We start from the raw sequence: 26,894 nt of genomic DNA, 5'->3' as shown, positions 1-26,894 counted from the left end.
TTTAATGGCAAGGGAGGCGACCCGGGGACGAGTGTGTACAGGCATAGTTGGCGGCATCTTAGTTGACATGGGAAAACTGTTACTTTTCCAGAGGTATCAACATATCATCATGCCCAGAGCTATGCAAGCTCCGCATGGTTGAGCCTTGACGGGCTCAGGGCGAAAAAAAAGCCGGGAAAACAGCCCCGGCTTGATCTTGATCAGCGATTGATTGCCAATTGCTTGCTGTTACGCATCCAACAAAATACGCAGCATGCGGCGAAGCGGCTCGGCCGCGCCCCACAGCAACTGGTCGCCCACGGTGAAGGCGGACAGGTATTCGCCGCCCATGCTCATCTTGCGCACGCGGCCGACGGGTATCGTCAGGCTGCCCGTGACGGCCGCCGGCGACAGGTCGCGCACGGACGCTTCGCGCGTGTTCGGCACGAATTTCACCCATTGATTGTTGCTGGCGATAATTTCGTTGATCTCGTCGAGCGGCACGTCTTTCTTCAGCTTGATGGTCAGTGCCTGGGAATGGCAGCGCATGGCGCCGATGCGCACGCACAGGCCGTCGACGGGAATTTCCTTGCTGCCGAAATCGATGCCGCGGCCCAGGATCTTGTTCGTTTCCGCGCCCGCCTTCCACTCTTCCTTCGACTGGCCGTTGCCCAGGTCCTTGTCGATCCACGGGATCAGGTTGCCGGCCAGCGGCGCGCCGAACTGCTTGATTTCGTCCGGGGAATAACCGTGCTGGGTGGCCAGCACCTGGCGGTCGATTTCCAGGATGGCGGAAGCCGGGTTGTCCAGCAGCGCCTTGACGGAGCTGTTGATGGTGCCAAATTGCGTCAGCAGTTCGCGCATGTGCTGTGCGCCGCCGCCCGAGGCCGCCTGGTAGGTCATCGACGTCATCCAGTCGATCAGATCGTGCTGGAACAGGCCGCCCAGGCCCATCATCATGCAGGAGACGGTGCAATTGCCGCCGATGTAGTTCTTGACGCCCTTGCCCAGCGCATCCTTGATGACGTGCAGGTTGACGGGGTCGAGCACGATGACGGCGTCTTTTTCCATGCGCAAGGTCGAGGCCGCATCGATCCAGTAACCGTCCCAGCCGCTGGCGCGCAGCTGCGGGAAGACGGCGCTGGTGTAGTCGCCGCCCTGGCAGGAAATGATGATGTCGCACTTGGACAGTTCGGCGATGTTGTTGGCATCCTTGAGGATGGTTTCATTCTTCGCCATGGCCGGCGCCGCGCCGCCCGTGTTCGACGTCGTGAAAAACACCGGTTCGATGTGGGCGAAATCGCCCTCTTCCTGCATGCGCTGCATCAGGACCGAACCGACCATACCGCGCCAACCTACCAAGCCAACTAATTTCATTACCATTCCTCAAGATGAGACGGCGACTGCCGTCATTAGACTATTTTATCCCAGCGCTTTTACAACTGCATCACCCATCGCCTCGGTACCGACCAAAGTCGTGCCCGCTTCGTGGATGTCGGCCGTACGCAGCCCCTGCGCCAGCACTTGCTTGACGGCCCCCTCGATGCGGCTTGCCTGCTCTGCGCGGTTCAGCGAATAGCGCAGCATCATGGCGGCCGACAAAATCGTCGCCAGCGGATTGGCGATGCCCTTGCCGGCGATATCGGGCGCCGAGCCGTGCGATGGCTCGTACAAGCCCTTGTTGTTGGCATCGAGCGAGGCCGACGGCAGCATGCCGATCGAGCCCGTCAGCATGGCGGCCGCATCCGACAAGATGTCGCCGAACATGTTACCGGTCACCATGACGTCGAATTTCTTCGGCGCCCGCACCAGCTGCATGGCCGCGTTGTCGACATACATGTGATCGAGCGCCACGTCCGGATATTCCTTGTGCACGTCGATGACGATGTCTTTCCAGAACTGGAAGGTTTCCAGCACGTTCGCCTTGTCCACGCTGGTGAGGCGCTTGTCGCGCTTTTGCGCGGCCTGGAACGCCACGTGGGCGATGCGGCGGATTTCGCCTTCCGCATAGCGCATGGTGTCAAAACCCTCGCGCTGGCCCTTGAACGGGCCGTCCGGGCATTCGCGCACGCCGCGCGGCTGGCCGAAATAGATGTCGCCCGTCAATTCGCGGATGATCAAAATATCCAGGCCGGACACCACTTCCGGCTTCAGGGTCGAGGCGCCCGCCAGTTCCGGGTACAAAATGGCCGGACGCAGGTTGGCGAACAGGCCCAGGTTCTTGCGCAAGCCCAAAATGGCTTGCTCGGGACGGAACTGGCGCTCGAGGTTGTCGTATTTGTAGTCGCCCACGGCGCCGAACAGCACGGCATCGGCCGCTTTCGCCAGCGCCAGGGTGCCTTCCGGCAAAGGATGGCCATGGGCCGCATAGCCGGCGCCGCCCACGGGCGCGCTTTCCAGCTCGAACGATTCGCCCAGCACATTCAAGACCTTGACGGCTTGCGCGACGATTTCAGGACCGATACCGTCGCCGGGTAAGATTGCAATTTTCATGGAATGATCTTTAGATGACGTTGGCCAGCCACGGCTGGCTATTCAAGTGGCGTTCTTCGAAGGCGCGGATTTCGTCGGCGTGGCGCAGGGTCAGGCCGATATCGTCGAGCCCATTCATCAGGCAATATTTGCGGAAGGCATCGATCTCGAACGTGTACGAGACGGAACCATTGCTGGTGCGCACGCATTGCTGCTCCAGGTCCACCACCAGCTTGTAGCCGGGGAAAGCCTTGACTTCATTGAACAGGTGCTCGACCTGGCTTTCCGACAGCACGATGGGCAGCAAGCCGTTCTTGTAGCAGTTGTTGAAGAAGATGTCGGCAAACGAGGGCGCGATGATGGCGCGGAAACCGTACTGGTCCAGCGCCCACGGCGCGTGCTCGCGCGAGGAGCCGCAGCCGAAGTTCTTGCGCGTAAGCAAGATCGAAGCACCCTGGTAGCGCGGCTCGTTGAGCACGAACCCGGGGTTCAGCGGGCGGCGGCTGTTGTCCTGGCCCGGTTCGCCATGGTCGAGGTAGCGCCATTCGTCGAACAGGTTGGGGCCGAAGCCGCTGCGGTGGATCGATTTCAGGAATTGCTTCGGGATAATCGCGTCGGTGTCGACGTTGGCGCGGTCCAGCGGGGCGACCAGGCCTTCGTAAATCGTAAATTTATCCATGCTGTTTCTACTCGGTAAGACGCGCGGCGCGGGGCGCCGGCACGTCGCGGTTTATTTTCCGCCGGCGCCAGTGACAACCTGGCCGACTTTCTGCACATCGCGGCCGATGCCGGAGACGGTGTTGCAGCCGGACAAGATGACGGTGGCGATGAGGAGGGCGAAGAGTTTTTTCATGATGATTTCTTGATAGTAAATAAGGGACCGGGAACGCTAGTGTAAACCAGCGGCGCCAGTCCCTGCCGTCATCGCATGGCCCGCACGTCGACAAAGTGGCCGGCAATGCCCGCCGCCGCCGCCATCGCGGGCGACACCAGGTGGGTACGCCCGCCCTGCCCTTGCCGGCCTTCGAAGTTGCGGTTCGAGGTCGAGGCGCAGCGTTCGCCCGGTTCCAGGCGGTCCGCATTCATGGCCAGGCACATCGAGCAGCCCGGCTCGCGCCACTCGAAGCCAGCATCCTTGAAGATGCGGTCCAGGCCTTCGCGCTCGGCCTGGTCTTTCACCAGGCCGGAACCGGGCACGACCAGCGCCAGGGTGACGTTCGAGGCGCGGTACTTGCCGCGCACCACGGCGGCGGCCGCGCGCAAATCCTCGATGCGCGAATTGGTGCAGGAGCCGATGAAGACCTTGTCGATGCGGATGTCCGAGATCGGCGTGTTCGGCTTCAGCGCCATATAGACCAGGGCCTTTTCGATGGCGTCGCGCTTGACGCTGTCTTTCTCATTGTCCGGGTCCGGTACGCGGCCATCGATGCCGGTCACCATCTCGGGCGAGGTGCCCCACGTCACTTGCGGTTCGATCTCTTGCGCGTTGAGCGTGACGACGAGGTCGAAGCGGGCGCCCGGGTCCGAATGCAGGGTGCGCCAATAGGCGACGGCGCGCTCCCAGTGCGGACCGGCCGGCGAAAACGGACGGCCCTTGACGTAATTGATGGTGGTATCGTCGACGCCAATGATGCCGGCGCGCGCGCCCGCCTCGATGGCCATATTGCACACCGTCATGCGGCCTTCCATCGACAGGGCGCGGATGGCCGAGCCGCCGAACTCGATGCAGTAGCCGGTGCCGCCGGCCGTGCCGATCTTGCCGATGATGGCCAGCACGATATCTTTCGCCGTCACGCCGGCCGGCAGAGCGCCGTCGACCTGCACCAGCATGGATTTCGATTTCTTTTGCAGCAAGGTCTGCGTGGCCAGCACATGTTCCACTTCGGACGTGCCGATGCCGTGCGCCAGCGCGCCGAACGCGCCGTGCGTGGAGGTGTGCGAGTCGCCGCAGACCACCGTCATGCCGGGCAGGGTCGCGCCCTGCTCGGGGCCGATCACGTGCACGATGCCCTGGCGCTTGTCGTTCATGTTGAAATAGGTCAAGCCGTAGTGCCTGGCGTTCTTGTCCAGGGTTTCCACCTGCAGGCGCGAGACCGGGTCGGCAATGCCGTCGACCCGGCTGGTGGTGGGCACGTTATGGTCGGCCACGGCCAGGTTGGCGGAAATGCGCCACGGCTGGCGTCCCGCCACGCTGAGGCCGTCGAAAGCTTGCGGGCTGGTGACTTCGTGCAGCAGGTGCCGGTCGATGTACAAAATTGTCGTGCCATCATCTTCGGCCCGCACAACGTGGGATTCCCAGAGTTTGTCGTAAAGCGTCTTCATCATGATTTATGCAGCGTTGCCACAGCCTGTAGTAAGTGATCAAGTGATACCAGGTCATACGGTGATCCACAAGGATTATGCCATATATTGGACGACACAGAACCGAAACAGGTAAAAGCGTGGGATTGGCGATACAAAGTTTGGCAACCTTATTGGATATGAGCTGGAAATTGCCGATATCGGCATATCGGCGACACGGCGCCCTCATCTGCCGGCAGGCTGCCGAACGAGCCACGGCGCGGCCAGAAATCGATATTTTTTCTTTAATCTTTCATGTATTGTATTTCGACAATAATGACCGGCGCAGCCGCGCCACCACATCCGGGAACCTCGATGACACTGAACTTGCTGGCGCTGGCCGCCCTGACCCTGTCGGCCCTCCCCTTGGCCGGCGCCCATGCGGCGGCGGCCACGCCGGGAGAAACCTGCGTACAGGACTTGCGCGCCATCGCGCCCTTCCTGCTGGAAAACGACACGGGCGCGCGCGCCCACCTGGAGCAAAAGGGACAGACATATTTCGACCTGGCGCTGGCCACGGCCACCAAGGCCGCCGCTGGTGCGGCCGACGGCAAGGCGTGCGATGCGATCCTGGAAAACTATGCGCGCACGTGGCGCAAGGGCCATTTGCACGTGAAGCCGGGCAGCGCGGTCGATATCGCCAAACCGGCGCCGGCCCGCCCCGCCGCGCAGGGACAGGTGGCGCCATCGAAAGAACCGGCGCTGCGGATATTATCGGACTCGACTGTGCTCCTGACCTTGCCCAGCTTTCACGGCAGCTACCGCGCCGCCCTGGCCAGCCTGCTCGAGACTCATCGTGGGACGCTGGCGGCTCGCCCCAACTGGATACTCGACGTGCGCCGCAACGGCGGCGGCAGTGACAGCACGTATGCGCCGCTATTGTCCTGGATCAGTTCAGGCGAAATGCTCACCATGGGCGCCGAATGGCTAGCCACGCCGGCCAATATCGAAGGCCAGGAAAAAGTCTGCGCGCAGCTGGCGCCCGGCGACCAGGCGTGCGCGGCCTTCGCGGCCCAGGCCGTGGCGCAGATGCGCACCGTCAAGCCGGGACAATACGCGCCGCAGCAAAGTGGCGGCACCGTCAGCTATGCGCGCGCAGATACGCCGGAGCCGCGCCGGCCGGCGCGCGTGGCGGTGCTGGTCGACCGCGACTGCGCCAGTTCCTGCGAAGAATTCCTGCTGGCGACGCGGCAAAGCTTTCATGTGAAATTGATCGGCCGCAACAGCTATGGCGCACTCGACTATTCGAACATGCGCCTGCACGTCTTGCCGTCGGGCCAGCGCCACCTGCAATACGCCACCTCGCGCTCGGCCCGCTTGCCGCATTTGCAGGTGGACCTGGCCGGTATTCAACCCGACATCTATTTGCCGCCCCCAAAGGACGAAGCGGGCCGCGCCGAAGAAATACTGCGCGTGCAGCGCTGGCTCGAAGGCGGTACGCTGCGCCCCGACGGTGCATGAAAAAAGCCCGCGGCAGGAGGGCTGCCGCGGGCTTTTTTAAGAAATGCAATCGGTCAGGCCGCCATGCGTACCGTGCCGCGGCAGCCATCCATCAGGAAGGACAGTCCCACCACCAGCACCAGTTCGCCTTCTGCCGAACGGGCCGTACCCGTGATGCCTTCCACGGTGATGGCCGTCATCGGTTTGATCACCAGGTCGGCCGTGCCATCGACGGCTGCGACGGCCAGAATATACGGCTGTGGCGCGGCGACGACGATGCCGACGCGCTCGCTGCACGATTCGTAGCCCAGGGCGCCGGCCAGCGACCGCACGGGCAATGGACGGCCCTGGTCTTTCAGCACGGGCGCGCCGCCCACTTCCATGAAGGTTTCCGGCAATTCGACGACGCGCTGCACCACCGCCATCGGCAGCGCCAGCGCGGCGCCCGAGGTCGACACGAGCATGGTCGGCACGATCGACAGTTCGATCGGCAGGCGGATGGCGAACTTCGTGCCCTTGCCCAGCATGGATTCGATGTGGATGGCGCCGCGGTTTTTCTCCACGGCTGTTTTCACCACGTCCATGCCCACGCCGCGCCCGGAAACGCTGGACGCCACTTCCTTGGTCGAGAAGCCCGGCAGGAATACCAGCTGGAAGCATTCGTCGTTGCTCAACTGGGCGTTTTCGCTGATCAAGCCCTTTTGCTGGGCCTTGCTGCGCAAGAAGACCGGGTCCATGCCCTTGCCGTCATCCTGCAGCACGATCATGACGCTGTTCGCTTCCTGCCAGGCTTTGAGCGAAATATACGATTTGGCGGGCTTGCCGGCGGCCAGGCGCGCTTCCGGCGATTCGACGCCATGGTCGAGCGAGTTGCGCAGCATGTGCACGAGCGGATCGTACAGGCTGTCCACGACGACGCGGTCGACTTCCGTCTCCGCGCCTTCGATGGTCAGTTCGACATCCTTGCCCAGGTCTTTCGCCAGTTCGCGCACCAGGCGCGGGAATTTCTGGAACAGGCGGCCGACAGGCTGCATGCGCGTGGCCAAAGTGGCCCGCTGCAGTTCCGTCGAGTAGCGCGAGGCGCGCTCCAGGGTTTCCGCCAGGGTCGCCATCAAGGTGGCGGCCTGGCCTTCAAATTTGAATTGCAGCAAGCGCTCGAGCAGCACGGCAGCCTGGTTGGCGGCCTGCACGGATTCGCCGGCCACTTCCAGCAGCGCGTCGAGCTTGACGGCGTCGACGCGGATGCTGTCTTCCTTGACGGGCGCGGCATGGCGCACTTCCGGACGTTCTTCGCGGCGTTCGGCACCATCCCAGGCCTTGGCGGCCGGCTTGGCGGCAGCGGCAGCGGCGGGCGCAGGAGCAGCGGCCACGACGGCAGGGGCAGCGGCGACGGCGGACACCGCTGCGGCAGCGATCTGGCTACCGGCCGGCACGACGGCGTTGTACATGCCCTCCCAGTCCAGGCCATCGGCGCTGGCAGTGGGCACGGCAGCGGCAGGCGCCGCCACCACGACTTCGGCCACGGCCACTTCGGCCACGACGGCGGCAGCAGGCGCCGGCGCGTCCATGCCCTTGCCTTCGATGGCGTTCGTCAGGATGTGTTCCAGCTCTTCCGGCATGGCCGGCAAGCTTTCCGGCGCGGCACCGTTGGCCAGTTCCGTCAGCTGATCGGCGACGAAACCGGACGCTTGCAGCGCCGCCTCGATGGCGATGGGGGTGACTGGCGCGGCGCCCGTGCGCAAGGCGTCGAACAGGTTTTCCGTCAGGTGGCAGGCCGCCACCAGCGCGGGCAAGCCCATGAAGCCGGCACCACCCTTGATCGTGTGGAAGGAACGAAACACGGCATTCAGTGTTTCCTTGTTGTCAGGATCGCGCTCGAGGCGCAACAAGTGCTCTTCAACATTAACCGCAAGATCCATCGCCTCAACGACGAAATCCTTGAGCATATCGTCCATTAGAATCCCAAATCCGCAAGAAGGTCGTCAACATTATCCTGGTCCAGCGCCACCGACGGCACGGACGGGCCCTGCATCAGCGGCACCGGCTTTTGCGCCAGTTTCTCGCGCACCTCGGCCGGCGCGTTGTCGCGCAGCAGCTGGGCCAGTTCGTTTTCCACGGTCTTGGTGATGTTGACCACTTTTTTGATCAGCTGGCCCGTGATGTCCTGGAAGTCCTGCGCCATCATGATTTCCAGCAAGCGCGCTTTCTCCGCTTCCGTCGCTTCGGCAACGGCCTGCGCGAACTGGCGCGAATCGCCGGCCAGGGCCTTGAACTCTTCCAGGCTCAGCTTGCCGTCGAACAGCGCCGTCCAGCGGCCGTCCATGTCCTTGGCTTTCTTCGACAGCACATCTTGCGCCGGCATGCCTTCGTCGAGCGTGTTCAGTACCTTGTTGGCGGCCTGTTCGGTCAGGGTGGCGACGTATTCCAGGCGGTCCTGGGCGTCGACGATCTGCGACGACGCTTCCGTCAGCGCCTTGTCGTAGCCCAGTTCGCGCAGCGAATCGTGCAGCAGGCGCACGATGCCGCCCAGGCGCTCGAACATCGGCTTGTCGGACTGGTCGACGGGATCGGCCGCGTCGCCAGACGCCTCGGCGCTGGCCACAGGCAGCGCTTCCGCTTCGGCGGCCACTGGCGCGGCGGCTGCCGGCACGGTGGCGCTGGCCGACACCGAGTCGAACAGCGCGTCGAAATCGTCGTCCGCAATCACGGCGGCGGCGGGCGCAGGCGCGGCGGCGGGCGCGGGCTGAGCCGCGGCCGCGCTTTGCGCCGATACTTCATCGAATAATGCGTCGAAATCATCAGCGGCGTTGGTCATATCCCTGCTTCTCCATAATTTGTCAAAATTCCGCCTGAACTGTGCGTTTTACAGACTGATACCCGCAATTTCTCGATTAAGATGATTTGAGGCAATACCGCTGCGATGGTGCGAGTGTAGCAGGGCGCCGCCCTGTTGGTAAATCTCAAAACGCGCTTCCTGGTGCAAAGCTGGTCCACAAGAGCTTTTCCACAAGGAAATATGTGTTCCAGCTGTTGTATTTTGAAATACTACCATTGGCGTGCGTGCAAGACCACGCACAGCAGAAGAAATCCTGCTTCCGGGCGTCTGCGCAACAGCGCCACATGGACATCATTGCAGCTAAACACGATCTTTCTGCCAATGTTGTCTATACTGAAGGTGCAGTTGTATTGATAATTATCAAGTCTTTGCATGAATACAATGCTGCCGCCGCGTCTACAATAAGAGGTGTTGCGCGCGCTCAGTCACCGCCAAAGGACCTGCCATGTATAAGAAAATTCTGATCGCCACGGATGGCTCCACCGTCTCCAACCTGACGGCCTGCGCCGGCGTTGCCTTTGCCGAACAGATGCACGCCGACATCCTTGCCTTGTACGTGGCGCCCGAGTACCAGTACCCGGTGTACATCGAAATCATTCCGCCAAGCTATCCCAGCGAGGAGGAATACCGCACCGCCATGCGCAAGGCCGGCGCCGACCACTGGCAGCCCATCCTCGACGCGGCCGCCAAGCGCGGCCTGAACGCGACGGGCCTGACGGCCTTTTCCGACAGCCCGGCCCTGAAGATCGTGGAAGTGGCGCAATTGCAGCATTGCGATCTGATCTTCATGGGTTCGCATGGCCGCAGCGGCTGGGGGCAATTGCTGTTGGGCAGCGTGACCAATAAAGTGCTGTCGCACTCGAAATTGCCCGTGCTCGTGCATAGGCTGATCAAGGAACCCCCGTCCGAATAAGAGGTCACATGACCACCGGGGCCGCCGTTGCCGACATATGCAGAAAAGCACAATGCGGCCGCTTCGGTTAAAATGACAACGTTTCTAGTTTTTTAACATTTGATTGTCCGGTGACGGACAGAGCAGATTTCACGCATCCAGATTGCCCGCCTATGATACGTATTGTGATTGCCGACGACCACACCATCATGCGAGAAGGCTTGAAGCGCATCCTTGACGGCGCGCCGGATATCGATATCGTGGGTGAAGCCATCGACGGCTTTGAAGTACTCAATCAGGTGCGCCAGGGCGGCTTTGACCTGCTGCTGCTCGACCTGTCGATGCCGGGCCGCAGCGGCGTCGACCTGATCCGGCAAATCCGCAGCGAGGCGCCCAAGCTGGCCATCCTGATCCTCACCATGCACGAGGAAGAACAATATGCGGTGCGCGCCATCCGCGCCGGCGCGCAAGGCTATCTGACCAAGGAAAGCGCGGGCACCCAGCTCGTGGGCGCCATTCACAAGGTGGCGTCGGGGCGCCCCTACATCAGCGCCGAGGTGGCCGAGCAGCTCGTGCTCAACATCATGATGCCGAATGAAAGCTTGCTGCACAAACAGTTATCGGACCGCGAGTTCGAAGTCTTTTCCCTGCTGGTGGCGGGCAAGTCGATCACGGAAATCGCCAACAACCTGCACCTGAGCGTGAAGACGGTGAGTACGCACAAGACGCGCATCATGCAAAAAATGGGCATGAGTTCGCTGTCCGAAATGGTGCAGTACGCCGTGGCGCACCGCCTGCTCTCCCCCTTCAAGACCTAAGCCCGGCGACGCGCGCCCGCGCGTCAACCGTAGGAACAATCCTACGTCACCTACCACAGCTCCTACTGCCATATTCAGCCACTGCTGATATTAATTGCATATGGTTGTTGGCATACTGAAACCAGTAATCAAGTTGCTGGGAAGTTATTTCATCACACAGCAAGTCGTCAGCGAATTGAGCTTTATCAGCCTGGACGCGCGCCGCCCCTTCCCTGCCCGCCGTCCTGCGCACCCTGTCATTCAACTCTGAACTACCTGTCACCAGGAGATGAACATGCTGTCCACGCAAACGCCCGAAACCCGCGCCGCCGCCCCATCGCTGGCCCCCTCTTCCCCGATGGAAGCAGGGCGCCAGCGCCAGGGGCGGCTATGGTCGAACCTGAAGGAGGTATGCGATCTGCTGCATATCTCCAGCGCCTGCACCATCGCCGCCGACGAACTGCTGTTCCAGCACGTGCAATTCAAGACGGGCCAGCGCGTGCATACCATCGGCCAACCGTTCGACACCTTGTACATCGTCAATTCGGGCTTCCTGAAAACCGTGCTCATCGACGAATTCGGCAATGAACAGGTACTGAGCTTTCCCATGAAGGGCGACATGCTGGGCGTCGACGGCATCCACTCGCGCCACTACTCCTCGGAAGCGGTGGCCCTGTCCGATTGCGACCTGATCCTGTTGCCGTTCAAGAAGCTGACGGCGCTGGGACGTGTTCACCTGGAACTGGAAAACGTCATGTACGGCGTGATGAGCCGCGAACTGGTGCGCGAACAGGCGATGATCGGCATGCTGGGCGCCTTGAGCGCCGAAGCCCGCGTAGCGCGCTTCCTCGTCTCGCTGGCCGACCGCTTCGCGCAGATGGGCTATTCGAGCAAGCTGTTCAATCTGCGCATGACGCGCCACGAAATCGGCAGCTACCTGGGCCTGACCCTGGAAACGGTGAGCCGCACTTTGTCCGCCTTCAATGAAATCGGCCTGATCTCGGTTGACCAGCGCACCATCGGCATCAAGGATCCGGACGCCCTGAAAACCCTGCGCCGCCTGCCCCCCTCGCGCTCGCGCGCCAAGCAGCTGGCTGCCGCCAAGCTCAAGGCCGACACCACCGCCGCCGCGGCCGCCTCGGCGCAATTGCTGGCCACGATTTAACGCCATCCCGATTTCTTCCAGCTTGGCACAGGCTTGACCCGACCAAGGCGCGCACCGCCTTGCCGGGTCTTTTTTGCTGCCGCTCCCCTTCCAGCCGCAACAGTGGCCGCCTTCGCGCAGCGCCATTCTTCACGCTGCCATCCCAGCGCAAAAAAGCGCGGATTTCGCACAAATAAGCCTTGCTTTTCGGGCCACATTCAACAATAATGCAAATACGAATCATTCTCAACTGAGATAAAGAAAGCCCAACATGCAAAGCTCAAAACCAGCCTTGATCCAGGATGCCGCTACCGCCCACGTCCGTCCTCCCGTCAGCATGGCCCAGCCGGCGCGCCGCATCACCAGCGAAGCGCTGCTGCAGCAGGGCCGCGAAGTGGAGATTGAGCACAGCGGCAAGATCTATCGCCTGCGCGTCACCCAATTGAACAAGCTGATCCTGACTGCCTGAAGCAGCACGGCAACCAGTCACCACGCTCGCCAGCCAGTCGCGCCCCGTGCGCGCAGCCAGCCAAACCACCGCACAGGAGTGTTTGATGGCGAACGACCGATCTTCCCCGATGTTTCCTTCCCCGCAAGGCCAGCAGCCTGAATTACTGCTGTCGGCCGTGCTGCACCTGATGTCGCACTACCATGCGGGCAGTCCTTGCGAGAAACTGGCCGCAGTCATCGAACGCCATCTGCAAGTGCTATCGGCTTCGCCCGGCCTGGGTCCCGTGTTGCAAGCGACTTGCCAGCAACTGTCGCAGCAATGGGCCACCCTGGTGGCGCTGCACCGCCCCGCGCCGCCGAAGACCACCTTGTTCGAGCGCGCGGCACGCCTGCTGAACGCCAGGCGTCCTGCCTCGCCGCTGCCGCAATAATTTCTATTTCTCTTCAACTGCTGCACCACCGCCCAACAGGATATCGCCATGTGTGACAAAGACCAGTCCCTGCCCGTCATCAGCAATTGCGCCCACGCCGACACGGAAACGGCCGCACTCGCTTCGCGCCGCCGGCGGTTGTGGGAACTGTCGCATACCTGCCATTGCCCGCTGGTTGGCGTGGGCTTGCCCTTGGGCTACCTGCGCAAACTGGTGGGCAAGATGACGGGCGGACGCGTGCTGGCCGATGACTACGAAGTGCACGTGGGCGCCGTGACGGAATGCGGCGCGCGCAACCGCCTGTCCGAAGCACTGCAAAAAGAACTCGAACGCCGCTACGCTCCCGTGATCCTGCGCTTTCGCGGCGCCAAGACCACGGAACAGGTAGCGCAACTGTGGCGCACGGCCGTCGCCAACGGCGACGTGTCGGGCGCTTTCTGGGCCGGCCTGACGCACCCGCGCTGCGACGCCGAGCTGGAAGAGCAGATGTGCCGCGACCTGCACATGATCCAGCACCAGGCCGGCGCCTGCGTGCGCGCCGACATGGGCAAATTTACAGCCTTGCAGGAAGAAAACGCACGCCTGACGCAAGAACTGGCCAAGCTGCAACAGCGCAGCCAGGCCGCACTGACGGAAAAAACGGGCGAACTGGAACGCCAGGAAGCCGTGCTGCTGCGCACGCGTGCCGAAGCCATCGGCAAGGATAGCGTGATCGACGGCTTGCGCGCGGAACTGGCGCAATTGCAGGCCGCCATCCCGGCGCTGGACTCGCGCACGCGCCTGGTCGAACGCCTGGCGCAAATGGATGAGCGCGAAAAGGAATTGCGCCAGCAAATCGCGGAATTGAAACAGGCCCAGCCGCGCCAGGCCGCCGCCTTGCCGCCACCGGCTACCAAGCTGGAAGTGCCGACCGGCGGCAAGCTGAAAATGCCGATCCGCCTCGTCGATCAAAGCGTCTTGTGCGTGGGCGGGCGCAGCGGCAATGTCGCCACCTACCGCGCCCTGATCGAGCGGGTCGGCGCGCAGTTCGCCCACCACGACGGCGGCCTGGAAGACAATGCCAACCTGCTCGACTCGAGCCTGGCGGCGGCCGACCTGGTGATATGCCAGACGGGCTGCATCAGCCACAGCGCCTACTGGCGCGTGAAGGATTATTGCAAGCGCACGGGCAAGCGCTGCGTCTTCATCGACAACCCCAGCATCTCCAGCCTGGCGCGCGGCTTGCAGGAAGTGAGCGAAGAAATGGACACGGCGCCGCTGGCCGCGCTCCAGCCCTAAGCAATCCCTGCCGCATTAATACACGTCGCGCCGGTAGCGCCCTTGGGCCGCCAGCGCGTCGAGCGCGGGCCGGCCCAGTATCTCCTGCAGGGCCTGGTCGACGCCGCCCGCCATGCCGGCCAGGCTGCCGCAAATATAGATGGCCGCGCCCTGCTCCAGCCACAGCCTGACTTCATCGGCATTGCCGCGCAGGCGGTCCTGCACGTAGGTCCGCTCGGCCTGGTCGCGCGAAAACGCCAGGTCCAGGCGCGGCAAATCGCCGCTGGCATGCCAGCCTTCAATCTCTTCGCGATAATGAAAATCGTGGGCCAGGTTGCGCTCGCCAAAGATCAGCCAGTTGCGCCGCTGCCCTGCCAGCACGCGGCTTTTCAAATGCCCGCGCAAGCCGGCGATACCGCTGCCGTTGCCGATCAAAATCAAAGGGCGCCGGGCATTGTCTTCCAGACGGAAACGCCGGTGCTGGCGCAGGCGCAGCTGCACCACGTCGCCGACAGCGGCCTGCGCCGTGAGCCAGCCCGAGGCCAGGCCCAGGCTGCCGTCGGGATGCGCATGCTGGCGCACCAGCAAGTGCACGCCGCCATCGCGCGGAATCGAGGCGATCGAATATTCGCGTGGCTGGGATGGATCGGCGGGCGCCGTCACCTGCACCAGGTCGCCCGACTGCCAGTCAGGCAAGCTGCCGGCCACGGGCGCCAGTTCCACGTGATAGATGGCGCCGCCGGCGCTGCCGGGGTTAAGGTGGCGCCGCTGCGTCAGGCGCCAGTCGCCAAAGGCGGGCGCGCTCCAGTCGGGCGCGTCGCTGGTGCCGGCCAGGTGGCTCAGGTGCTGGAACCATTGCTCGATGGCGGCGCCGGCGCTGCGGTCGACTTCAATGCGCTCGAACAGGCGCGAGGCGCCCTGCGCCGCCAGCCAGGCATCGAGCGCGCGGCCGAAGCCGCAGAACTGGCCATAGCTGCGGTCGCCCAGGGCCAGCACCGCGTAATGCAATTGCGGCAGCGCCAGCTCGCCCGTCATCAGGCGGCCCATGAAGGCGGCCGCATTGTCGGGCGCATCGCCTTCTCCATAGGTGCTGACCAGGAACAAGGCCCGCTCCGCTTGTTGCAGATCAACGGCCATGACTTCGGCCAGCGCGCACAGGCGCACGGGGATGCCGGCCAGTTGCAGGCTCTGCGCCGTTTGCGTGGCCAGTTCCTCGGCATTGCCCGTCTGGCTTGCATATGTCACCAGCCAGGCGGGACTGTTTGCCAGCGCCGCCTTGGCGGCGGCGGATGCGCGGCGCCTGGCGCGCGCGCGCAGCCAGGGCGCCAGGCACACGCCCGCATAACTGAGGGACAGGGCGGCCAGCAAGGCCAGCCGCGTCGTATCGTGCGTAAAAATCATGGAAGATAATCGTTCATTCGTCGAGCATGGCCAGCATATGGCTGCTCAGCGTTTCTTGAAAGCCGAGGCCGTCGCGCTGCAGGAAGCGCGCGGCCAGGCCCTGCTCTTCGGCCAGCGCCATGCCGGCTTCGACACCGAGCACGGTCAGGGCCGTCGACCACGCGTCGGCCGCCATGCATTGCTCGTGCACGACCGTGACGGAAGCGAGTTGATTGGCGATCGGCATGCCGCTGCGCGGATCGATCGTGTGCGAAAAGCGCGCCGTGCCATCCTGAAAGAAACGCCGGTAGTCGCCCGACGTCGCCACGGACAGGCCGTGCAGCGCCAGCAGCATTTCCGCCGGATGCTGATCCGCATCGGCGCCATCGACCTGTTCCAGCATGACCCACCAGGGCTGGCCGTCGGGCTTGCTGCCAGCGCCGCGCAGCTCGCCGCCCACTTCGACCAGGTAATGGCCGATGCCCTGGCTGTCGAGGTAGCGGGCCAGGCGGTCCACGCCATAGCCCTTGGCAATGGCCGACAAATCGAGCTGCAAGCCACCCGGCTGGCGCGCGCGGCGGGCCGGCAGGTCCAGTTCCAGGCGGCGGCGCTGGCGCTGTGCCAGCAGCAGGGCCACTGTATCGTGCTTGGGAGGAAGAAAACCGGGCTCGTCGTAGCGCTTGCGCGGACCGAAGCCCCACAGGTTAACGAGGGCGCCCGCGCACGGATCGTAGGCGCCGCCCGACGCGTGCGCCACGTGCATGGCAAAGCCCAGCACCTCGCAAAACGCGGCGGACAGACTGTGCCAGCTGCCGGGCTCGGCGCGGTTGAAGCGGCCCAGATCGGACTCGTCGCTCCAGTGGCTCATTTGCGCGACGACAATATCGAGCTGCTGCTGCAAGCCCAGCTGCAAGTCGGCGCTGCCCGCGCGTCCCGGCATGGCGGACTCCAGCAGGCGCACCGACCAGCTGGTGCCCATCGTCATGCCGCGCAGATCCCGGATCGCGGCGCCGGGCGGCGCGACCTGGTCGGAAATATGCTGCGGCAGCAGGACCCGGCGCATCGAAGCTCTCGCGTAGGGGCCGCCGCTTACTGCGGCAGCACTTCCACGGTGGCCGCGTACGTCATGCGGCGCTCGGGCATGGCCGGCGGCTGGCCGGCCACGGCCGGTGCGGCCGCTGGCCAGGTGCTGCTCAGGTAATACATGCCGGCCGCGGGCAAGGTGAACGTGATCTCGCCCTTGGCATCGGTGCTCTGGCGGATTTCCCCCAGCACGCCACGGTAGCGCACGCCGCCCGGCACCAGACTGAAGGCCTGGTTGGCCGCCGGCTTGCCATCGACCAGGAAGCGCCATGTGGCTTTTTCGCCCGCGCGCAAGTCGTTCGGATGGGTGACGGGCACGAATTCCAGGCCCACGCCCGTCGGCTTGAACACTTCCGTGCTGGTTTCGCCATTGCTGAAGAAGGTTTCCAGACGGCTTGCCGTGCGCGTGACTTTTACGTCTTGCGCATCGGCCGGCACGTCTTTCTTGAACGTCTCTTCGTTGCCGCGGAAGCGTTTCTGCTCGCCGTTGAGCTTGTAGCTGGCCATCACATTCTGCGACACGATGGCAGCCTTGTACGTGCCCGGCTTTTCCATCTTCACATCGAACACGCTGCGCAAGCGGCCCGTGACCGTATTCGCCGGCGTCACTTTCGCGCCATCCGGGCCGGTCACTTGCAGCGCATCCAGGCGCAACGGCTGGTGGTCGATCTCGAACAGGCCATCGGAGACGGCGGCATCCACCGTCACCCAGGCGTCCTTGCTTTCCACCATCGTGCTCGACGGCACCATCCAGCCCCGGTGGGCATGGGCGTTCATGGCCAGGCCGGCCAGCGCCAGGGCGATCAGCGGTTTATTCAGTTGCTTCAACATGGTAGAGGCGCCTTAAGGTTTGAGTTGGACGACGACATTGCCGAGTTCTTCCTTGCCCTTGCCAGGAACGGACTGGGCCGATTTCAGCGGCCACTGGAACGGCACACGCACCAGTTCGCGTCCGCCCGCTTCGCGCGCCGCCTCCACCACCACCTGGTATTCGCCGGCCGGCAGCTTGTCGAGCAAGGCCTTGGCGCCAGGGAAAGTCAGCGTATGCTCGCCCGGCGCGCGCGTGGCGCCGCTGACGCCGTCCACGGGCATGGTCAGGTCGCGGCCGCTCTTGCGCCACCATTGACGCATATCCTTCAGCCATTTCTCGCCCGCCTTGTCCTTCTTTTTCACGTCATACAGCACAGCCAGATTGCCAACGACCTTTTGATCGGCCGTTTCCAGCCACGCCGCCACGTAGGGGCGGTGGTATTCCGCCACGTTCAGTTGCGGAATTTCAATCTTGAGGGACAAGTCGGCAGCCATCGCCGACGTACCGATCAGGGGAAGGCCAAGCGCCAGGGAGTAGCGTAATTTCATGGTGTGCCTGTAAAAAGGAAAAATAAAAACGATCAGTGGATAAACAACAAGGCGATCGCGCAAGGTATCAGAATACCGAGGCCAACCATCGGCCAGGTAAATGGCCGGTTGGCCGCGTGGAAGTTCAAAATCAATAGCCCCGTCAGGCAAAACACGATGCAGGCGCCGGCAAAGATGTCGATGAACCAGCTCCAGGCCACGCCCGTGTTGCGGCCCTTGTGCACGTCGTTGAGCCAGGACACCCAGCCCCGGTCCGTCAATTCATATTCGGCGGCCCCGTCTTCCAGGCCGATGCGCACCCAGGCGTCGCCGCCCGCCCTGGGCAGGGGCAGGTAGACTTCGTCGATCGACCATTCGGCGGCACGCCCGCCCGCATTGAGCGACCACTGCTGCTTGAGCCAGGTTTCGGCGGCGGCCGGCATCGGTGCGTTGGCGCCGTCATGCCCGGCGGCATACGCGGCCAGTTCCTTGATGAGCGGTGCCGGCAACTGCGCCTGCTGGCGCGTGATCGACGGCTTGGCCTCGATCTGGCCGGCGTGGTTCAGGGTGATGCCGGTGATGGCGAACAAAAACATGCCCAGCAGGCAAAGCGCCGAGCTGATCCAGTGCCATTGATGCAAGTTCTTCAGCCAGACGGCGCGACTGGCATTGTTCCTGGCCTTGTCCGCGGCGCCCGCCTTACCCATAGCCCGCTCCCGGCAAGGAGCGGGCCAGCTGGCGCGACAAGTCAGTGTGCTTCATTCCCATCCTTCAATCAAAGTGCATGCCGATATTTTCAAACAAATGATAATGATTATCATTTATTAAGTCAAGACATGGGGCGCCCCGCCGGGCCGGCGTTTTGTAACAGCTTTGAAACAAAGCTCCCCAGCTACGTAAGCTGCCGTACAGAGCCGCATGCAGCAAGCGCCTATGCTGGTTGTTCAGGACAACCAACAAGGGAGCACCCATGCAATCGTATTCCAGCGAACAACTGGCCAGCATCGCGGCCAAGATCAAGGACGTCAAATTCGGCATGCTGACCACCAGCGACGACATGCGCATCCTCACCAGCCGGCCGTTGACGCAGCAACAGGTCGATAACGAGGGACAGATCTGGTTCTTTGTTTCCGACGAGGCCAGCTATACGCGCGACTTGGCGAACAACCCGCAAGTCAATGTCAGCTTCGTCGACACGGGCGACAGCCTGTACGTGTCCGTCTGCGGCCACGCGCAGCTGCTGAAGGACCGCGCCAAGGCGGAGGAGTTGTGGAATCCGCTGGTCAAAGCCTGGTTCCCGGGCGGACTCGACGATCCGAAACTGTCGCTGATCAAGGTGACGATCCAGTCGGCCGAGTATTGGGATAGCAGCGCCAGCAAGATGATGCAATTCTATGAAATGGCCAAGGCCGCGATCACGGGCGAGCCGCCGAAGGACATGGGCGAACACGGCCGGGTCGATCTGTAGCAGGCTTGCCCCATTTTACCCGGGTGATATTGACTTTCCATTTAACCCGGGTAAAATTAACTGCATAGGGACTCATTGGAGCAAGCTATGCACGCCCCCACCCAACTGACCGCCTTTGCCGGCCCACGCAAAGTGGCCGCAGGCACATTGCATGCCGTGGCGCACACACTGAAGGAACTGGTGACGCGCGATCCCGATGCGCAGATCCTGATTTTCGACGATGCCAGCGGCAGCCAGGTCGACCTGAACCTGCACGGTAGCCTGGCCGAGGTGCTGCAGCGCCTGCCTCGCGCAGCAACGCCGGCGCCGCAGGACGACGCTCCCGCCCCTGCGCGCACGGCCGGCCGGCCGAAGCTGGGCGTCGTGGCGCGCGAAATCACCTTGCTGCCCCGTCACTGGGAATGGCTGGCGACACAGCCGGGCGGCGCTTCCGTGGCCTTGCGCAAACTGGTGGAACACGCGCAGCGCGGCAACAAGGCGCACGATGAACAGCGCCATGCGCGCGAAGCGGCCTATAAGGTCATGAGTGCGCTGGCCGGCGATGCGCCAGGCTTCGAGGAAGCGAGCCGCGCCCTGTTCGCTGGCAAGCAAGCAGCGTTTCTCGCGTGCGTACAGGAATGGCCAGCGGACGTGCGCGAACACGTCTTGCAACTGGCCCAGCGCGGGTGGTTTGAGAGCGAAGAAAGATAGGCGGCCAGATCAGACGCCGGTACTGCCCGTCGTATCAGGCGCATCGTCAGCGCTCTGCCGGCTCTGCCCGGCGGAGCCTGACTGGTGGTGGGGCAAGCGGTCGGCGCGCCGCACCTCGCCGATGGAAAACAGATCGTCGCCGATATCGAGGCCCTGCCCGCTATCGACCAATACAAAGTTCTCGCCCGAGTCGCCCGTGCTTTGCTTGCTGCCAGCCGTGGACGGCGTGCCGCCCTGGCTATTGCCGGCTTGCGGCGTAGTGGAGTTGCCCATCATCTTCTCCCTGATCGTGAGTGCGATTTGACTGCGTTGACTGCGCGTGGACCGTGGCCGGCGCAGCTATTTCATCATAGTCCATGCCTGCTGCATTGCATCAAAATTTTGCGGCAGCCAAATAAGCGTGGCCCTGACCGGCGGCGTGCCTGCTTCCCGCTGGCCAGGGCCACTTGCGACTTGCTACTCAGCTAGCGCTACTTGTTGCGCGACCCGGAGCTGGAACCGGACCCGCCGCTTTGCTTGTTGCCACTGTCGCGGTTGCCTTCCTGGTTCATGCTGGCATTGTCGCGCGAACCGCTGGAGCTGGAGGCGCTTTGCCGGTTGGCATCGTTCTTGTGGCTTTGGCTGCCTGCGCGGCGCGCCTCTTCCGACGTGAACTCATGCGCCGTGCCTTTTTCGTGCGCGGCACGTCCGCCCTCGCTGGCGATTTCACGCTGCTGGGCAGGGTCCATGGAAGCGAAACCCCGTTTGCTGGTATCGCTTTGCTTGTTGCCGCCGCTGCCGCCGCTGCTACCGCTACTGGTTTTACTACCTTGCTGTTTATTGTCGCTCGATGTGGCCATGATGATCTCCTTGATCGATGGAATCAGAAACAATGCAAAAAACAATGCAAACCATGCAATTCTTCCCCCTCGCATGGCAAGGGAATCGTCATCTTAGTGCGCGCATGGGGCACAAGAAATAGGAGGATGGCAAGAGCGCATGTAGGATGAGTCCCGCCCACGGTAGCGCAGTTACTTTTAGTTTTCCACCAAAAGTACCAGACACTCAGCAGTTAGCGGGCAGCGGAAAAATCGCCGCGTCCGCCGTCACGTAGACGCGCTCGCCTGCGCCTGGCCGCACCGCATGGCCGCCCGTAAAGGCGCCAAACGAGGGCAGGATGGCGCGCTCGCGGCCCAGCAGGAAACACGGCAGGCGCAAGCCGCCCCTGTCCGCGCGCAAGTGAAACACGGGATGCACGTGGCCGGCCAGCACATAGCCGGACGCCACGGTGTCCGGGTGATGGCAGAACGACAGCTTGCCCACCTGATGCGGTTCATCGACCATGCGGATGCCCAGCGCGGCGGCCGGATCGCCCGCATGCGCGTCGTGGTTGCCGCGCACCACCGTCAGGCGCACGTCGGGATGGCGCGTGCGCCAGGCCAGCATGGCCGCCAAGGTGGCGGGGGCATGGGCGGCGCGCGCATGCAGAAAATCGCCGAGAAAGACGATTTCCTCGCAGGCGTAACTGGCCAGCAAGGCGTCGAGCGCCAGCAGGTTTTGCGTGGTGGTGCCGCGCGGCACGGGCACCCCGAGCGCGCGAAACGCGGCCGCCTTGCCGAAATGGATGTCGGCAATGATCAGTATCCTGCGCGCCGGCCAGTACCCGGCCTTGTGCGCCAGCAGCCAGACCAGCTCGCCATCCAGTTCCACCGCGCAGTGCGCTTGCTCCTGTCCCTTCATGCGGCCGCCTTTTCCAGCGCCAGCACCAGCCGCGCCACCCGGTCCGACAGTTTTTCCGTCGTCAGCTGTTCGCGGAAACGCTCGACCATCAGGCCGAAGGCAAATGGCGAGGCGCGCTCCAGCGCTTGCAGGCAGATGCTGCGTCCATGCAGCTCGCGCAAGGTGGTGCGCAGGCGCGTCAGTTCCAGTTCCTGCTCCAGCACTTCGCGCTGCGCCTGCGTGAGCAGCAAATTGGCCGCGTCGTGCTTGCGGAACACTTCAAAAAACAGCGAGGACGACGCCTGCAGCTGGCGCGCGCTTTTCGGCTGGCCCGGATAGCCCTGGAACACGAGACCGGCGATGCGGGCGATTTCACGGAAGCGCCGCTGCGACAACTCCGTCGCGTTCAGGCTGGCCAGCACGTCTTCCAGCAGGTTGTCCGTGCTGAACAGGGGAAGATCGGCACCGCTGGCGGCCGTCAGCAGCGGCGCAAAATCGATATCGTCCGCGCCCAGCAATTCAAAGCCGTAATCGTTGACGGCGATCGACAAGGTGGCCGGCTGCACGCGCGCGATGCGATACGCCAGCAGGGACGCCAGGCCCAGGTGCACGGAGCGGCCCGCGAACGGATACACGAACAGGTGCCGGCCTTCGCGGCTGGACAAGGTTTCGAGCAGCAAACTGGCGCGCGTGGGCAGGCTGGACCATTTCTGCTGGATCGCCAGCAGCGGCGCCAGTGCGCGCATTTCCGGCCCGCTGGCACGGCCCTCCTGCGCCAGCTGCAGCTGGTCCAGCACGGCGTGCGCCAGTTCCGACGACAGCGGCATCTTGCCGCCCTGCCAGCGCGGCACGGCACCGCGGCTGCCCGTGGCGCGCCGCACGTAGGCCGTCATCTCGTGCACGCGCACGAATTCCAGGATGCGCCCGCCAAACAGAAAATGGTCGCCCTGCTTCAGGCGGGCGATGAACGATTCCTCGATGCTGCCGATCCGTCCCCCGCCGAGGAATTTGACCTGGATCGCCGCTTCCGAGACGATGGTGCCGATGCTCATGCGGTGGCGCCGCGCCAGCGCCACGTCCGGCACGCGGTAGATGCCTGCATCGTCAGGCAGCACTCTGCGGTATTCCGGGTACACGGTCAGGCTTTGCCCGCCGCGCGCGACGAAATCGAGCGCCCATTGCCACTCGTCCGATGTCAGCTGGCGATACGACCAGGCCGCGCGCACTTCCGCGTACAGCGCCGGCGAGTCGAAACCGCCGCCCAGCGCGATCGTCACCAGGTGCTGCACCAGCACGTCGAGCGGCTTGTCCGGCACGGGCCGCGCTTCCAGGTGGCCCTGCGCCAGGGCGGCGCGGGCGGCGGCCGCTTCCAGCAATTCCAGGCTGTTGGTGGGCACCAGGGTGACGCGCGACATGCGCCCCGGCGCGTGGCCGCTGCGCCCCGCCCGCTGCACCAGGCGCGCGATGCCTTTCGCGCTGCCCACCTGCAGCACCCGTTCGACGGGCAGGAAATCGACGCCCAGGTCCAGGCTGGACGTGCACACGACGGCCTTCAGCTCGCCCGTCTTCAGGTGCTGCTCGACCCATTCGCGCACTTCGCGGTCCAGCGAACCGTGGTGCAGGGCGATCAGGCCCGCCCAGTCGGGGCGCGCATCGAGCAAATGCTGGTACCACAGCTCGGCCTGCGAACGCGTGTTGGTGAATACCAGGGTGGTGGCGCTGCCCTCGATCTCGGTAATCAAAGGCTGCAGCATCTGGATGCCCAAATGCCCGCCCCAGGGAAAGCGCGTGGGGTTCACAGGAATCAGACTGTCGACGAGGATGCGCTTTTTGACTTTGCCTTCCACCAGCACGCCGGTGTTTTCCTCGCCCAGCAAGACATCCTGCGCCTGCCGCAGATTGCCCAGGGTGGCCGACAAGCCCCACGTCATCAGCTTGTCCTGCCAGCGGCGCAAACGGGCCAGGGCCAGCTGCACCTGCACGCCGCGCTTGCTGCCCATCAATTCGTGCCACTCGTCGACGATCACCGTTTCCAGCAGGCTGAAGCGTTCCTGCGCGTCCGCCTGGCTCAGCATCAGGGACAGGCTTTCCGGCGTCGTGACGAGCACCTCGGGCCACGCTTTCGCCTGCCGCGCCCGCTGCGCGGCACTCGTATCGCCCGTGCGCGCTTCGATGCGCCAGCCGGGCGCCAGCGTTTCGCCGGACGCCTGCAGCGCGCGCACGGTGTCGGCCGCCAGTGCCCGCATGGGCGTGATCCACAGCACGCGCAAGCCCTGCTTCCTGCTCGTGCGCGCCTGGCGCTCGGCGCGCAGCAAGGCGCCGAACCAGACGGCATACGTCTTGCCGGACCCCGTGCTCGCGTGCAGCAGGCCCGATTGTCCCTGCGCGCCAGCCCGCCAGACGGCGCGCTGGAATGGAAAGATCGTCCAGCCACGCCCCGTGAACCAGGCATCGATGCGCTGCGCCAGCGCGCTTTTGCTCATCACCTGCTCATGCGGCGCTCGCCAGCATGGCCTTCAGGGTAGCCAGGGAGTCGGCGTCGGCGACTGTCTTGTCTGCACGTCGGCGCAGGATGCGGGGAAAGCGCACGGCGATGCCCGCCTTGTGGCGGCTGGACGCGGCGATGCCTTCGAAGCCGATCTCGAACACCATCGTCGGCTGCACGCTGCGCACGGGGCCGAATTTTTCGATCGTCGTCTTGCGGATGGCCGCATCGACTTGCGCGATCTCCGCATCGGTCAAGCCCGAATACGCCTTGGCGAACGGCACCAGCTTGCGCTCGCCCTCCTCCACTTCATCCCACACGGCGAACGTATAGTCCGTGTACAGCGACGCGCGCCGGCCGTGGCCCGCCTGGGCGTAGATCAGCACGGCGTCAATGGCATATGGATCGATCTTCCATTTCCACCACGTGCCCACGTCTTTCGTGCGGCCCACGCCATACGCGGCCGACGCGGCCTTGAGCATCAAGCCTTCCACGCCGCGCGCGCGCGACTCCATGCGGATGGCGGCCAGCGCGTCCCAGCCTGCCGCTTCGATGCGCGGCGACAGGCGCAGCGCGGGAGCGTGCACGCCGGCCACCACGGTCTCCAGCAGCGCGCGGCGCTCGAGCTGGGGCAGCTGGCGGACGTCCACGCCATCGAGTTCCAGCACGTCGTAGGCCACCAGCACGGCGGGCAGCTCGGCCAGCAACTTGGGCGAAACGGTTTTGCGGCCCATGCGTTGTTGCAAATCGGCAAATGGCGCCGGCACATCGCCCGGCTGCCAGATGAGGATTTCGCCATCGAGCACGGTACCCTCGGGCAAGGCCAGCTGCGCCAGTTCGGGAAAGCGCTCGGTGATCAATTCCTCGCCGCGCGACCACAGCCAGTTCACGCCGTCGCGGCGCAGCAGCTGGGCACGCATGCCGTCATATTTCCATTCGACCAGCCAGTTGGCGACGCCGCCCAGCGTTTCCGGCGCCGCCTGCAAAGGATGGGCCAGGAAAAACGGATACGGCTGGCCGCCGCGCAGCGCATGTTCGCCCTCCGACTGCGCGGCGATCAGTTGCAAAAATCCCGCGCCCGTGGGGCTGACCTTGCCATCGGTCCAACCCATCAGGCGCTGGGCGATCAGCTTGCTGTCGACGGCGGCAATCGACGCCAGCGCGCGCGTCACCAGCAGCTTCGACACGCCCACGCGAAAGCCGCCGCCGATCAGCTTGATCAACAGGAAGCGTTCGCGCGTTTCCAGCTCGTCCCAGTAGGCCAGCAGAGCGGCGCGGATGGCCTCGGGCGCCGCGCCACGCAACGGCGCGATGCGCCGCTCGACCCACTCGGCCAGGCCGATGTCGCTGCGTTTGACGGGCGCGGGCAGGATCAGGGCGATGGTTTCGGCCAGGTCGCCCACGGCGTGATAGGCCTCGTCGAACAGCCAGGCATCGAGGCCCGCGCGTTCGGTCGCGTATTCGCGCAGCAATTTGGTGGGCACGGCCTGGCGCGGCTTGCCGCCGGCCAGGAAATACACGGCCCAGGCCGCGTTCTCGGGCGAGGCGCCGCGAAAATACGCTTGCAGCGCCGCCAGCTTGCGGCTGGTGGAGGTCGTCTCGTCGAGTTCCGCGTACAGCCGGGCAAAGTCACGCATGGCTGACGTCCTCCGCCGCCGCGGATGCGGCCGGCGCACCGTCATCGGCCTCGTCATCGCCATATTCCGTCTCGAAGCCGCCCGCCTGCCAGCCGTTCTGCCGCAGCCAGCGCACCATCACGGGAATCGATCCGTGCGTGACGATGATGCGTTCGGCCTGCGTGGCCGTGATCGCCTGCATCAGGCCGGGCCAGTCGGCGTGGTCGGACAGCACGAAACCCCGGTCCACGCCGCGCCGCCGGCGCGCGCCGCGCAGCAGCATCCAGCCGCTGGCAAACGCATCGCTGTAGTCGCCGAAGCGCTTCATCCACGGCGAACCGGCGGCCGACGGCGGCGCGATCACCATCGCCGTCTTCAGGGCGGCCTTGTCCGCCAACTCGCTCACCATCACGGTGGCGGGCAAGGCCACGCCCGACTCGCGGTAGACCTGCGTCAGGGCTTGCGCCGCGCCATGGCAGATGATGGGGCCGATGCTGGCATCGAGGCCGGCCAGGATGCGCTGCGCCTTGCCGAAGGCATAGCAGAACAGCACGCTGGTGCGCCCCTCGGCCGCATTCCTGCGCCACCACTGGTTGATTTCATCATTAATTTCCTGCGGCGCCTGCCAGCGGTAGATGGGCAGGCCGAACGTCGATTCCGTGATGAAGGTGTCGCAGCGCACGGGCTCGAACGGTACACACGTGGGGTCGGGTTGCAGCTTGTAGTCGCCCGACGCCACCCACACTTCGCCGCCCACTTCCATGCGCACCTGGGCCGAACCGAGCACGTGGCCGGCCGGATGCAGAGACACTCGCACGCCGTGGTGGTCAATGCTGTCGCCATACGCGAGGCCCTGGATGGACACGGGGCCCAGGCGCGCGCGCAGCACTTGCTCGCCGGGCGCGGCGCACAGGTAATGCCGGTGCCCGACCCGCGCATGGTCGGCGTGCGCATGCGTGATGATGGCGCGCTCAACGGGGCGCCACGGGTCGATATAGAACTGACCCGGCACACAGTACAAGCCTTCCTTGCGCACCACTACCATGTCTGCCATGCCCTGCCCCCTGCGTTAACACGCGTTGGAATGGACTGATTCTA

27 protein-coding genes are annotated in these 26,894 nt (G+C 64.1%); 9 read left to right on the top strand and 18 right to left on the bottom strand.

The features are described 5' to 3' along the window. Positions 1 to 228: 228 nt before the first annotated feature. From asd to leuC, 5 genes are all read right to left on the bottom strand, one after another. Positions 229 to 1,356: an aspartate-semialdehyde dehydrogenase gene (gene asd / locus CBW66_RS01045; RefSeq protein ID WP_086136247.1), complete on the bottom strand. Its 1,128-nt coding sequence runs from the start codon at positions 1,354 to 1,356 to the stop codon at positions 229 to 231. 45 nt (positions 1,357 to 1,401) lie between these two features. Further along, positions 1,402 to 2,472, bottom strand: coding sequence for a 3-isopropylmalate dehydrogenase (leuB, locus tag CBW66_RS01040; RefSeq protein ID WP_086136246.1), 1,071 nt, complete (start codon positions 2,470 to 2,472; stop codon positions 1,402 to 1,404). 10 nt (positions 2,473 to 2,482) lie between these two features. Beyond that, positions 2,483 to 3,130, bottom strand: coding sequence for a 3-isopropylmalate dehydratase small subunit (gene leuD / locus CBW66_RS01035; protein ID WP_086136245.1), 648 nt, complete (start codon positions 3,128 to 3,130; stop codon positions 2,483 to 2,485). Between the two features lie 51 nt (positions 3,131 to 3,181). Beyond that, the gene (locus CBW66_RS01030) at positions 3,182 to 3,304 is read right to left on the bottom strand and encodes an entericidin A/B family lipoprotein (RefSeq protein WP_010400408.1); all 123 of its coding nucleotides are present in this window, start codon (positions 3,302 to 3,304) and stop codon (positions 3,182 to 3,184) included. Between the two features lie 68 nt (positions 3,305 to 3,372). Beyond that, positions 3,373 to 4,776 (bottom strand): 3-isopropylmalate dehydratase large subunit, encoded by a 1,404-nt coding sequence (leuC, locus tag CBW66_RS01025; protein WP_086136244.1) that lies wholly within the window; start codon positions 4,774 to 4,776, stop codon positions 3,373 to 3,375. Between the two features lie 330 nt (positions 4,777 to 5,106). Between leuC and CBW66_RS01020 the strand changes: the two genes are divergently transcribed. Then, entirely contained in the window at positions 5,107 to 6,252 is a 1,146-nt protein-coding gene (locus CBW66_RS01020; protein ID WP_170932920.1) for a S41 family peptidase, read from the top strand. Between the two features lie 53 nt (positions 6,253 to 6,305). Here CBW66_RS01020 and CBW66_RS01015 read toward each other — a convergent pair whose 3' ends face one another. Both CBW66_RS01015 and CBW66_RS01010 read right to left on the bottom strand, forming a co-directional pair. Then, positions 6,306 to 8,186: a chemotaxis protein CheA gene (locus CBW66_RS01015; RefSeq protein ID WP_086136242.1), complete on the bottom strand. Its 1,881-nt coding sequence runs from the start codon at positions 8,184 to 8,186 to the stop codon at positions 6,306 to 6,308. Then, positions 8,186 to 9,046, bottom strand: a complete 861-nt coding sequence (locus tag CBW66_RS01010) for a protein phosphatase CheZ (RefSeq protein ID WP_086136241.1) — start codon at positions 9,044 to 9,046, stop codon at positions 8,186 to 8,188. Before CBW66_RS01010 ends, CBW66_RS01015 begins: the two co-directional genes overlap by 1 nt. Positions 9,047 to 9,512: 466 nt before the next feature. Between CBW66_RS01010 and CBW66_RS01005 the strand changes: the two genes are divergently transcribed. The 6 genes from CBW66_RS01005 (at position 9,513) to CBW66_RS00980 (ending at position 14,059) form a co-directional block, all read left to right on the top strand. Beyond that, positions 9,513 to 9,980: a universal stress protein gene (locus CBW66_RS01005; protein WP_086136240.1), complete on the top strand. Its 468-nt coding sequence runs from the start codon at positions 9,513 to 9,515 to the stop codon at positions 9,978 to 9,980. A 152-nt stretch (positions 9,981 to 10,132) separates the two neighbouring features. Further along, positions 10,133 to 10,777, top strand: coding sequence for a response regulator transcription factor (locus tag CBW66_RS01000; protein WP_070221113.1), 645 nt, complete (start codon positions 10,133 to 10,135; stop codon positions 10,775 to 10,777). Between the two features lie 337 nt (positions 10,778 to 11,114). Continuing rightward, the gene (locus CBW66_RS00995) at positions 11,115 to 11,921 is read left to right on the top strand and encodes a Crp/Fnr family transcriptional regulator (RefSeq protein WP_070221155.1); all 807 of its coding nucleotides are present in this window, start codon (positions 11,115 to 11,117) and stop codon (positions 11,919 to 11,921) included. Positions 11,922 to 12,171: 250 nt separating this feature from the next. Next, positions 12,172 to 12,369 (top strand): hemin uptake protein HemP, encoded by a 198-nt coding sequence (gene hemP, locus CBW66_RS00990; protein ID WP_034750559.1) that lies wholly within the window; start codon positions 12,172 to 12,174, stop codon positions 12,367 to 12,369. Positions 12,370 to 12,454: 85 nt separating this feature from the next. Continuing rightward, the gene (locus CBW66_RS00985; RefSeq protein WP_086136239.1) at positions 12,455 to 12,781 is read left to right on the top strand and encodes a hypothetical protein; all 327 of its coding nucleotides are present in this window, start codon (positions 12,455 to 12,457) and stop codon (positions 12,779 to 12,781) included. A 48-nt stretch (positions 12,782 to 12,829) separates the two neighbouring features. Beyond that, positions 12,830 to 14,059 (top strand): DUF2325 domain-containing protein, encoded by a 1,230-nt coding sequence (locus CBW66_RS00980; protein WP_086136238.1) that lies wholly within the window; start codon positions 12,830 to 12,832, stop codon positions 14,057 to 14,059. A 15-nt stretch (positions 14,060 to 14,074) separates the two neighbouring features. On the opposite strand, the gene CBW66_RS00975 is transcribed toward CBW66_RS00980, so the two are convergent. From CBW66_RS00975 to CBW66_RS00955, 5 genes are read right to left on the bottom strand one after another with little or no spacing between them, the layout of a single operon-like run. Further along, positions 14,075 to 15,439 (bottom strand): sulfite reductase subunit alpha, encoded by a 1,365-nt coding sequence (locus CBW66_RS00975; protein WP_086136237.1) that lies wholly within the window; start codon positions 15,437 to 15,439, stop codon positions 14,075 to 14,077. Between the two features lie 13 nt (positions 15,440 to 15,452). Next, entirely contained in the window at positions 15,453 to 16,481 is a 1,029-nt protein-coding gene (locus CBW66_RS00970; protein WP_086136236.1) for an FAD:protein FMN transferase, read from the bottom strand. A 26-nt stretch (positions 16,482 to 16,507) separates the two neighbouring features. Beyond that, complete coding sequence (locus CBW66_RS00965; RefSeq protein ID WP_086136235.1) at positions 16,508 to 17,332, bottom strand: DUF4198 domain-containing protein; 825 nt, start codon at positions 17,330 to 17,332, stop codon at positions 16,508 to 16,510. Positions 17,333 to 17,344: 12 nt separating this feature from the next. Then, positions 17,345 to 17,860 carry a DUF2271 domain-containing protein gene (locus CBW66_RS00960; protein ID WP_086136234.1) on the bottom strand — a complete coding sequence of 172 codons (516 nt, stop codon included), beginning with the start codon at positions 17,858 to 17,860 and terminating at the stop codon, positions 17,345 to 17,347. A 32-nt stretch (positions 17,861 to 17,892) separates the two neighbouring features. Beyond that, positions 17,893 to 18,546: a PepSY-associated TM helix domain-containing protein gene (locus CBW66_RS00955; protein WP_086136233.1), complete on the bottom strand. Its 654-nt coding sequence runs from the start codon at positions 18,544 to 18,546 to the stop codon at positions 17,893 to 17,895. A 263-nt stretch (positions 18,547 to 18,809) separates the two neighbouring features. Between CBW66_RS00955 and CBW66_RS00950 the strand changes: the two genes are divergently transcribed. Continuing rightward, positions 18,810 to 19,307 carry a pyridoxamine 5'-phosphate oxidase family protein gene (locus CBW66_RS00950; protein ID WP_086136232.1) on the top strand — a complete coding sequence of 166 codons (498 nt, stop codon included), beginning with the start codon at positions 18,810 to 18,812 and terminating at the stop codon, positions 19,305 to 19,307. Between the two features lie 87 nt (positions 19,308 to 19,394). Continuing rightward, a complete protein-coding gene (locus CBW66_RS00945; RefSeq protein ID WP_086136231.1) occupies positions 19,395 to 19,997 on the top strand; it encodes a DUF2239 family protein in 603 nt (200 codons plus the stop codon). Between the two features lie 9 nt (positions 19,998 to 20,006). Here CBW66_RS00945 and CBW66_RS00940 read toward each other — a convergent pair whose 3' ends face one another. From CBW66_RS00940 to CBW66_RS00915, 6 genes are all read right to left on the bottom strand, one after another. Further along, positions 20,007 to 20,273, bottom strand: a complete 267-nt coding sequence (locus tag CBW66_RS00940; protein ID WP_086136230.1) for a hypothetical protein — start codon at positions 20,271 to 20,273, stop codon at positions 20,007 to 20,009. Between the two features lie 194 nt (positions 20,274 to 20,467). Further along, positions 20,468 to 20,836, bottom strand: coding sequence for a KGG domain-containing protein (locus CBW66_RS00935; RefSeq protein WP_086136431.1), 369 nt, complete (start codon positions 20,834 to 20,836; stop codon positions 20,468 to 20,470). Between the two features lie 205 nt (positions 20,837 to 21,041). After that, a complete protein-coding gene (gene pdeM / locus CBW66_RS00930) occupies positions 21,042 to 21,716 on the bottom strand; it encodes a ligase-associated DNA damage response endonuclease PdeM (RefSeq protein WP_086136229.1) in 675 nt (224 codons plus the stop codon). Then, positions 21,713 to 24,178, bottom strand: a complete 2,466-nt coding sequence (locus tag CBW66_RS00925; RefSeq protein ID WP_086136228.1) for a ligase-associated DNA damage response DEXH box helicase — start codon at positions 24,176 to 24,178, stop codon at positions 21,713 to 21,715. Before CBW66_RS00925 ends, pdeM begins: the two co-directional genes overlap by 4 nt. A 7-nt stretch (positions 24,179 to 24,185) precedes the next feature. Next, complete coding sequence (locus tag CBW66_RS00920) at positions 24,186 to 25,817, bottom strand: ATP-dependent DNA ligase (protein WP_086136227.1); 1,632 nt, start codon at positions 25,815 to 25,817, stop codon at positions 24,186 to 24,188. After that, positions 25,810 to 26,850 carry a ligase-associated DNA damage response exonuclease gene (locus CBW66_RS00915; RefSeq protein WP_086136226.1) on the bottom strand — a complete coding sequence of 347 codons (1,041 nt, stop codon included), beginning with the start codon at positions 26,848 to 26,850 and terminating at the stop codon, positions 25,810 to 25,812. Before CBW66_RS00915 ends, CBW66_RS00920 begins: the two co-directional genes overlap by 8 nt. Positions 26,851 to 26,894 lie beyond the last annotated feature (44 nt).

The organism is Janthinobacterium sp. GW456P (assembly GCF_002127655.1).
GTDB lineage: Bacteria > Pseudomonadota > Gammaproteobacteria > Burkholderiales > Burkholderiaceae_D > Janthinobacterium.
The sequence above is the reverse complement of the archived record's forward strand: the minus strand, read 5'-3'. Positions and strand labels throughout refer to the sequence as shown.

Excerpts from the sequence above, each read along its gene's own strand:
- CBW66_RS00940 (WP_086136230.1), bottom strand. The coding sequence starts at position 20,273 with ATGATGGGCAACTCCACTACGCCGCAAGCCGGCAATAGCCAGGGCGGC.
- CBW66_RS01030 (WP_010400408.1), bottom strand. The coding sequence starts at position 3,304 with ATGAAAAAACTCTTCGCCCTCCTCATCGCCACCGTCATCTTGTCCGGC.
- leuC (WP_086136244.1), bottom strand. The coding sequence starts at position 4,776 with ATGATGAAGACGCTTTACGACAAACTCTGGGAATCCCACGTTGTGCGG.
- CBW66_RS01010 (WP_086136241.1), bottom strand. The coding sequence starts at position 9,046 with ATGACCAACGCCGCTGATGATTTCGACGCATTATTCGATGAAGTATCG.
- CBW66_RS00975 (WP_086136237.1), bottom strand. The coding sequence starts at position 15,439 with ATGATTTTTACGCACGATACGACGCGGCTGGCCTTGCTGGCCGCCCTG.
- CBW66_RS01020 (WP_170932920.1), top strand. The coding sequence starts at position 5,107 with ATGACACTGAACTTGCTGGCGCTGGCCGCCCTGACCCTGTCGGCCCTC.
- CBW66_RS00915 (WP_086136226.1), bottom strand. The coding sequence starts at position 26,850 with ATGGCAGACATGGTAGTGGTGCGCAAGGAAGGCTTGTACTGTGTGCCG.
- CBW66_RS00945 (WP_086136231.1), top strand. The coding sequence starts at position 19,395 with ATGCACGCCCCCACCCAACTGACCGCCTTTGCCGGCCCACGCAAAGTG.
- leuD (WP_086136245.1), bottom strand. The coding sequence starts at position 3,130 with ATGGATAAATTTACGATTTACGAAGGCCTGGTCGCCCCGCTGGACCGC.
- CBW66_RS00995 (WP_070221155.1), top strand. The coding sequence starts at position 11,115 with ATGGAAGCAGGGCGCCAGCGCCAGGGGCGGCTATGGTCGAACCTGAAG.
- CBW66_RS01005 (WP_086136240.1), top strand. The coding sequence starts at position 9,513 with ATGTATAAGAAAATTCTGATCGCCACGGATGGCTCCACCGTCTCCAAC.
- CBW66_RS01015 (WP_086136242.1), bottom strand. The coding sequence starts at position 8,186 with ATGGACGATATGCTCAAGGATTTCGTCGTTGAGGCGATGGATCTTGCG.
- CBW66_RS00935 (WP_086136431.1), bottom strand. The coding sequence starts at position 20,836 with ATGGCCACATCGAGCGACAATAAACAGCAAGGTAGTAAAACCAGTAGC.
- CBW66_RS00985 (WP_086136239.1), top strand. The coding sequence starts at position 12,455 with ATGGCGAACGACCGATCTTCCCCGATGTTTCCTTCCCCGCAAGGCCAG.
- CBW66_RS00965 (WP_086136235.1), bottom strand. The coding sequence starts at position 17,332 with ATGTTGAAGCAACTGAATAAACCGCTGATCGCCCTGGCGCTGGCCGGC.
- CBW66_RS00980 (WP_086136238.1), top strand. The coding sequence starts at position 12,830 with ATGTGTGACAAAGACCAGTCCCTGCCCGTCATCAGCAATTGCGCCCAC.
- CBW66_RS00920 (WP_086136227.1), bottom strand. The coding sequence starts at position 25,817 with ATGCGTGACTTTGCCCGGCTGTACGCGGAACTCGACGAGACGACCTCC.
- CBW66_RS00960 (WP_086136234.1), bottom strand. The coding sequence starts at position 17,860 with ATGAAATTACGCTACTCCCTGGCGCTTGGCCTTCCCCTGATCGGTACG.
- hemP (WP_034750559.1), top strand. The coding sequence starts at position 12,172 with ATGCAAAGCTCAAAACCAGCCTTGATCCAGGATGCCGCTACCGCCCAC.
- CBW66_RS01000 (WP_070221113.1), top strand. The coding sequence starts at position 10,133 with ATGATACGTATTGTGATTGCCGACGACCACACCATCATGCGAGAAGGC.
- pdeM (WP_086136229.1), bottom strand. The coding sequence starts at position 21,716 with ATGAAGGGACAGGAGCAAGCGCACTGCGCGGTGGAACTGGATGGCGAG.
- leuB (WP_086136246.1), bottom strand. The coding sequence starts at position 2,472 with ATGAAAATTGCAATCTTACCCGGCGACGGTATCGGTCCTGAAATCGTC.
- CBW66_RS00950 (WP_086136232.1), top strand. The coding sequence starts at position 18,810 with ATGCAATCGTATTCCAGCGAACAACTGGCCAGCATCGCGGCCAAGATC.
- asd (WP_086136247.1), bottom strand. The coding sequence starts at position 1,356 with ATGAAATTAGTTGGCTTGGTAGGTTGGCGCGGTATGGTCGGTTCGGTC.
- CBW66_RS00925 (WP_086136228.1), bottom strand. The coding sequence starts at position 24,178 with ATGAGCAAAAGCGCGCTGGCGCAGCGCATCGATGCCTGGTTCACGGGG.
- CBW66_RS00970 (WP_086136236.1), bottom strand. The coding sequence starts at position 16,481 with ATGCGCCGGGTCCTGCTGCCGCAGCATATTTCCGACCAGGTCGCGCCG.
- CBW66_RS00955 (WP_086136233.1), bottom strand. The coding sequence starts at position 18,546 with ATGGGTAAGGCGGGCGCCGCGGACAAGGCCAGGAACAATGCCAGTCGC.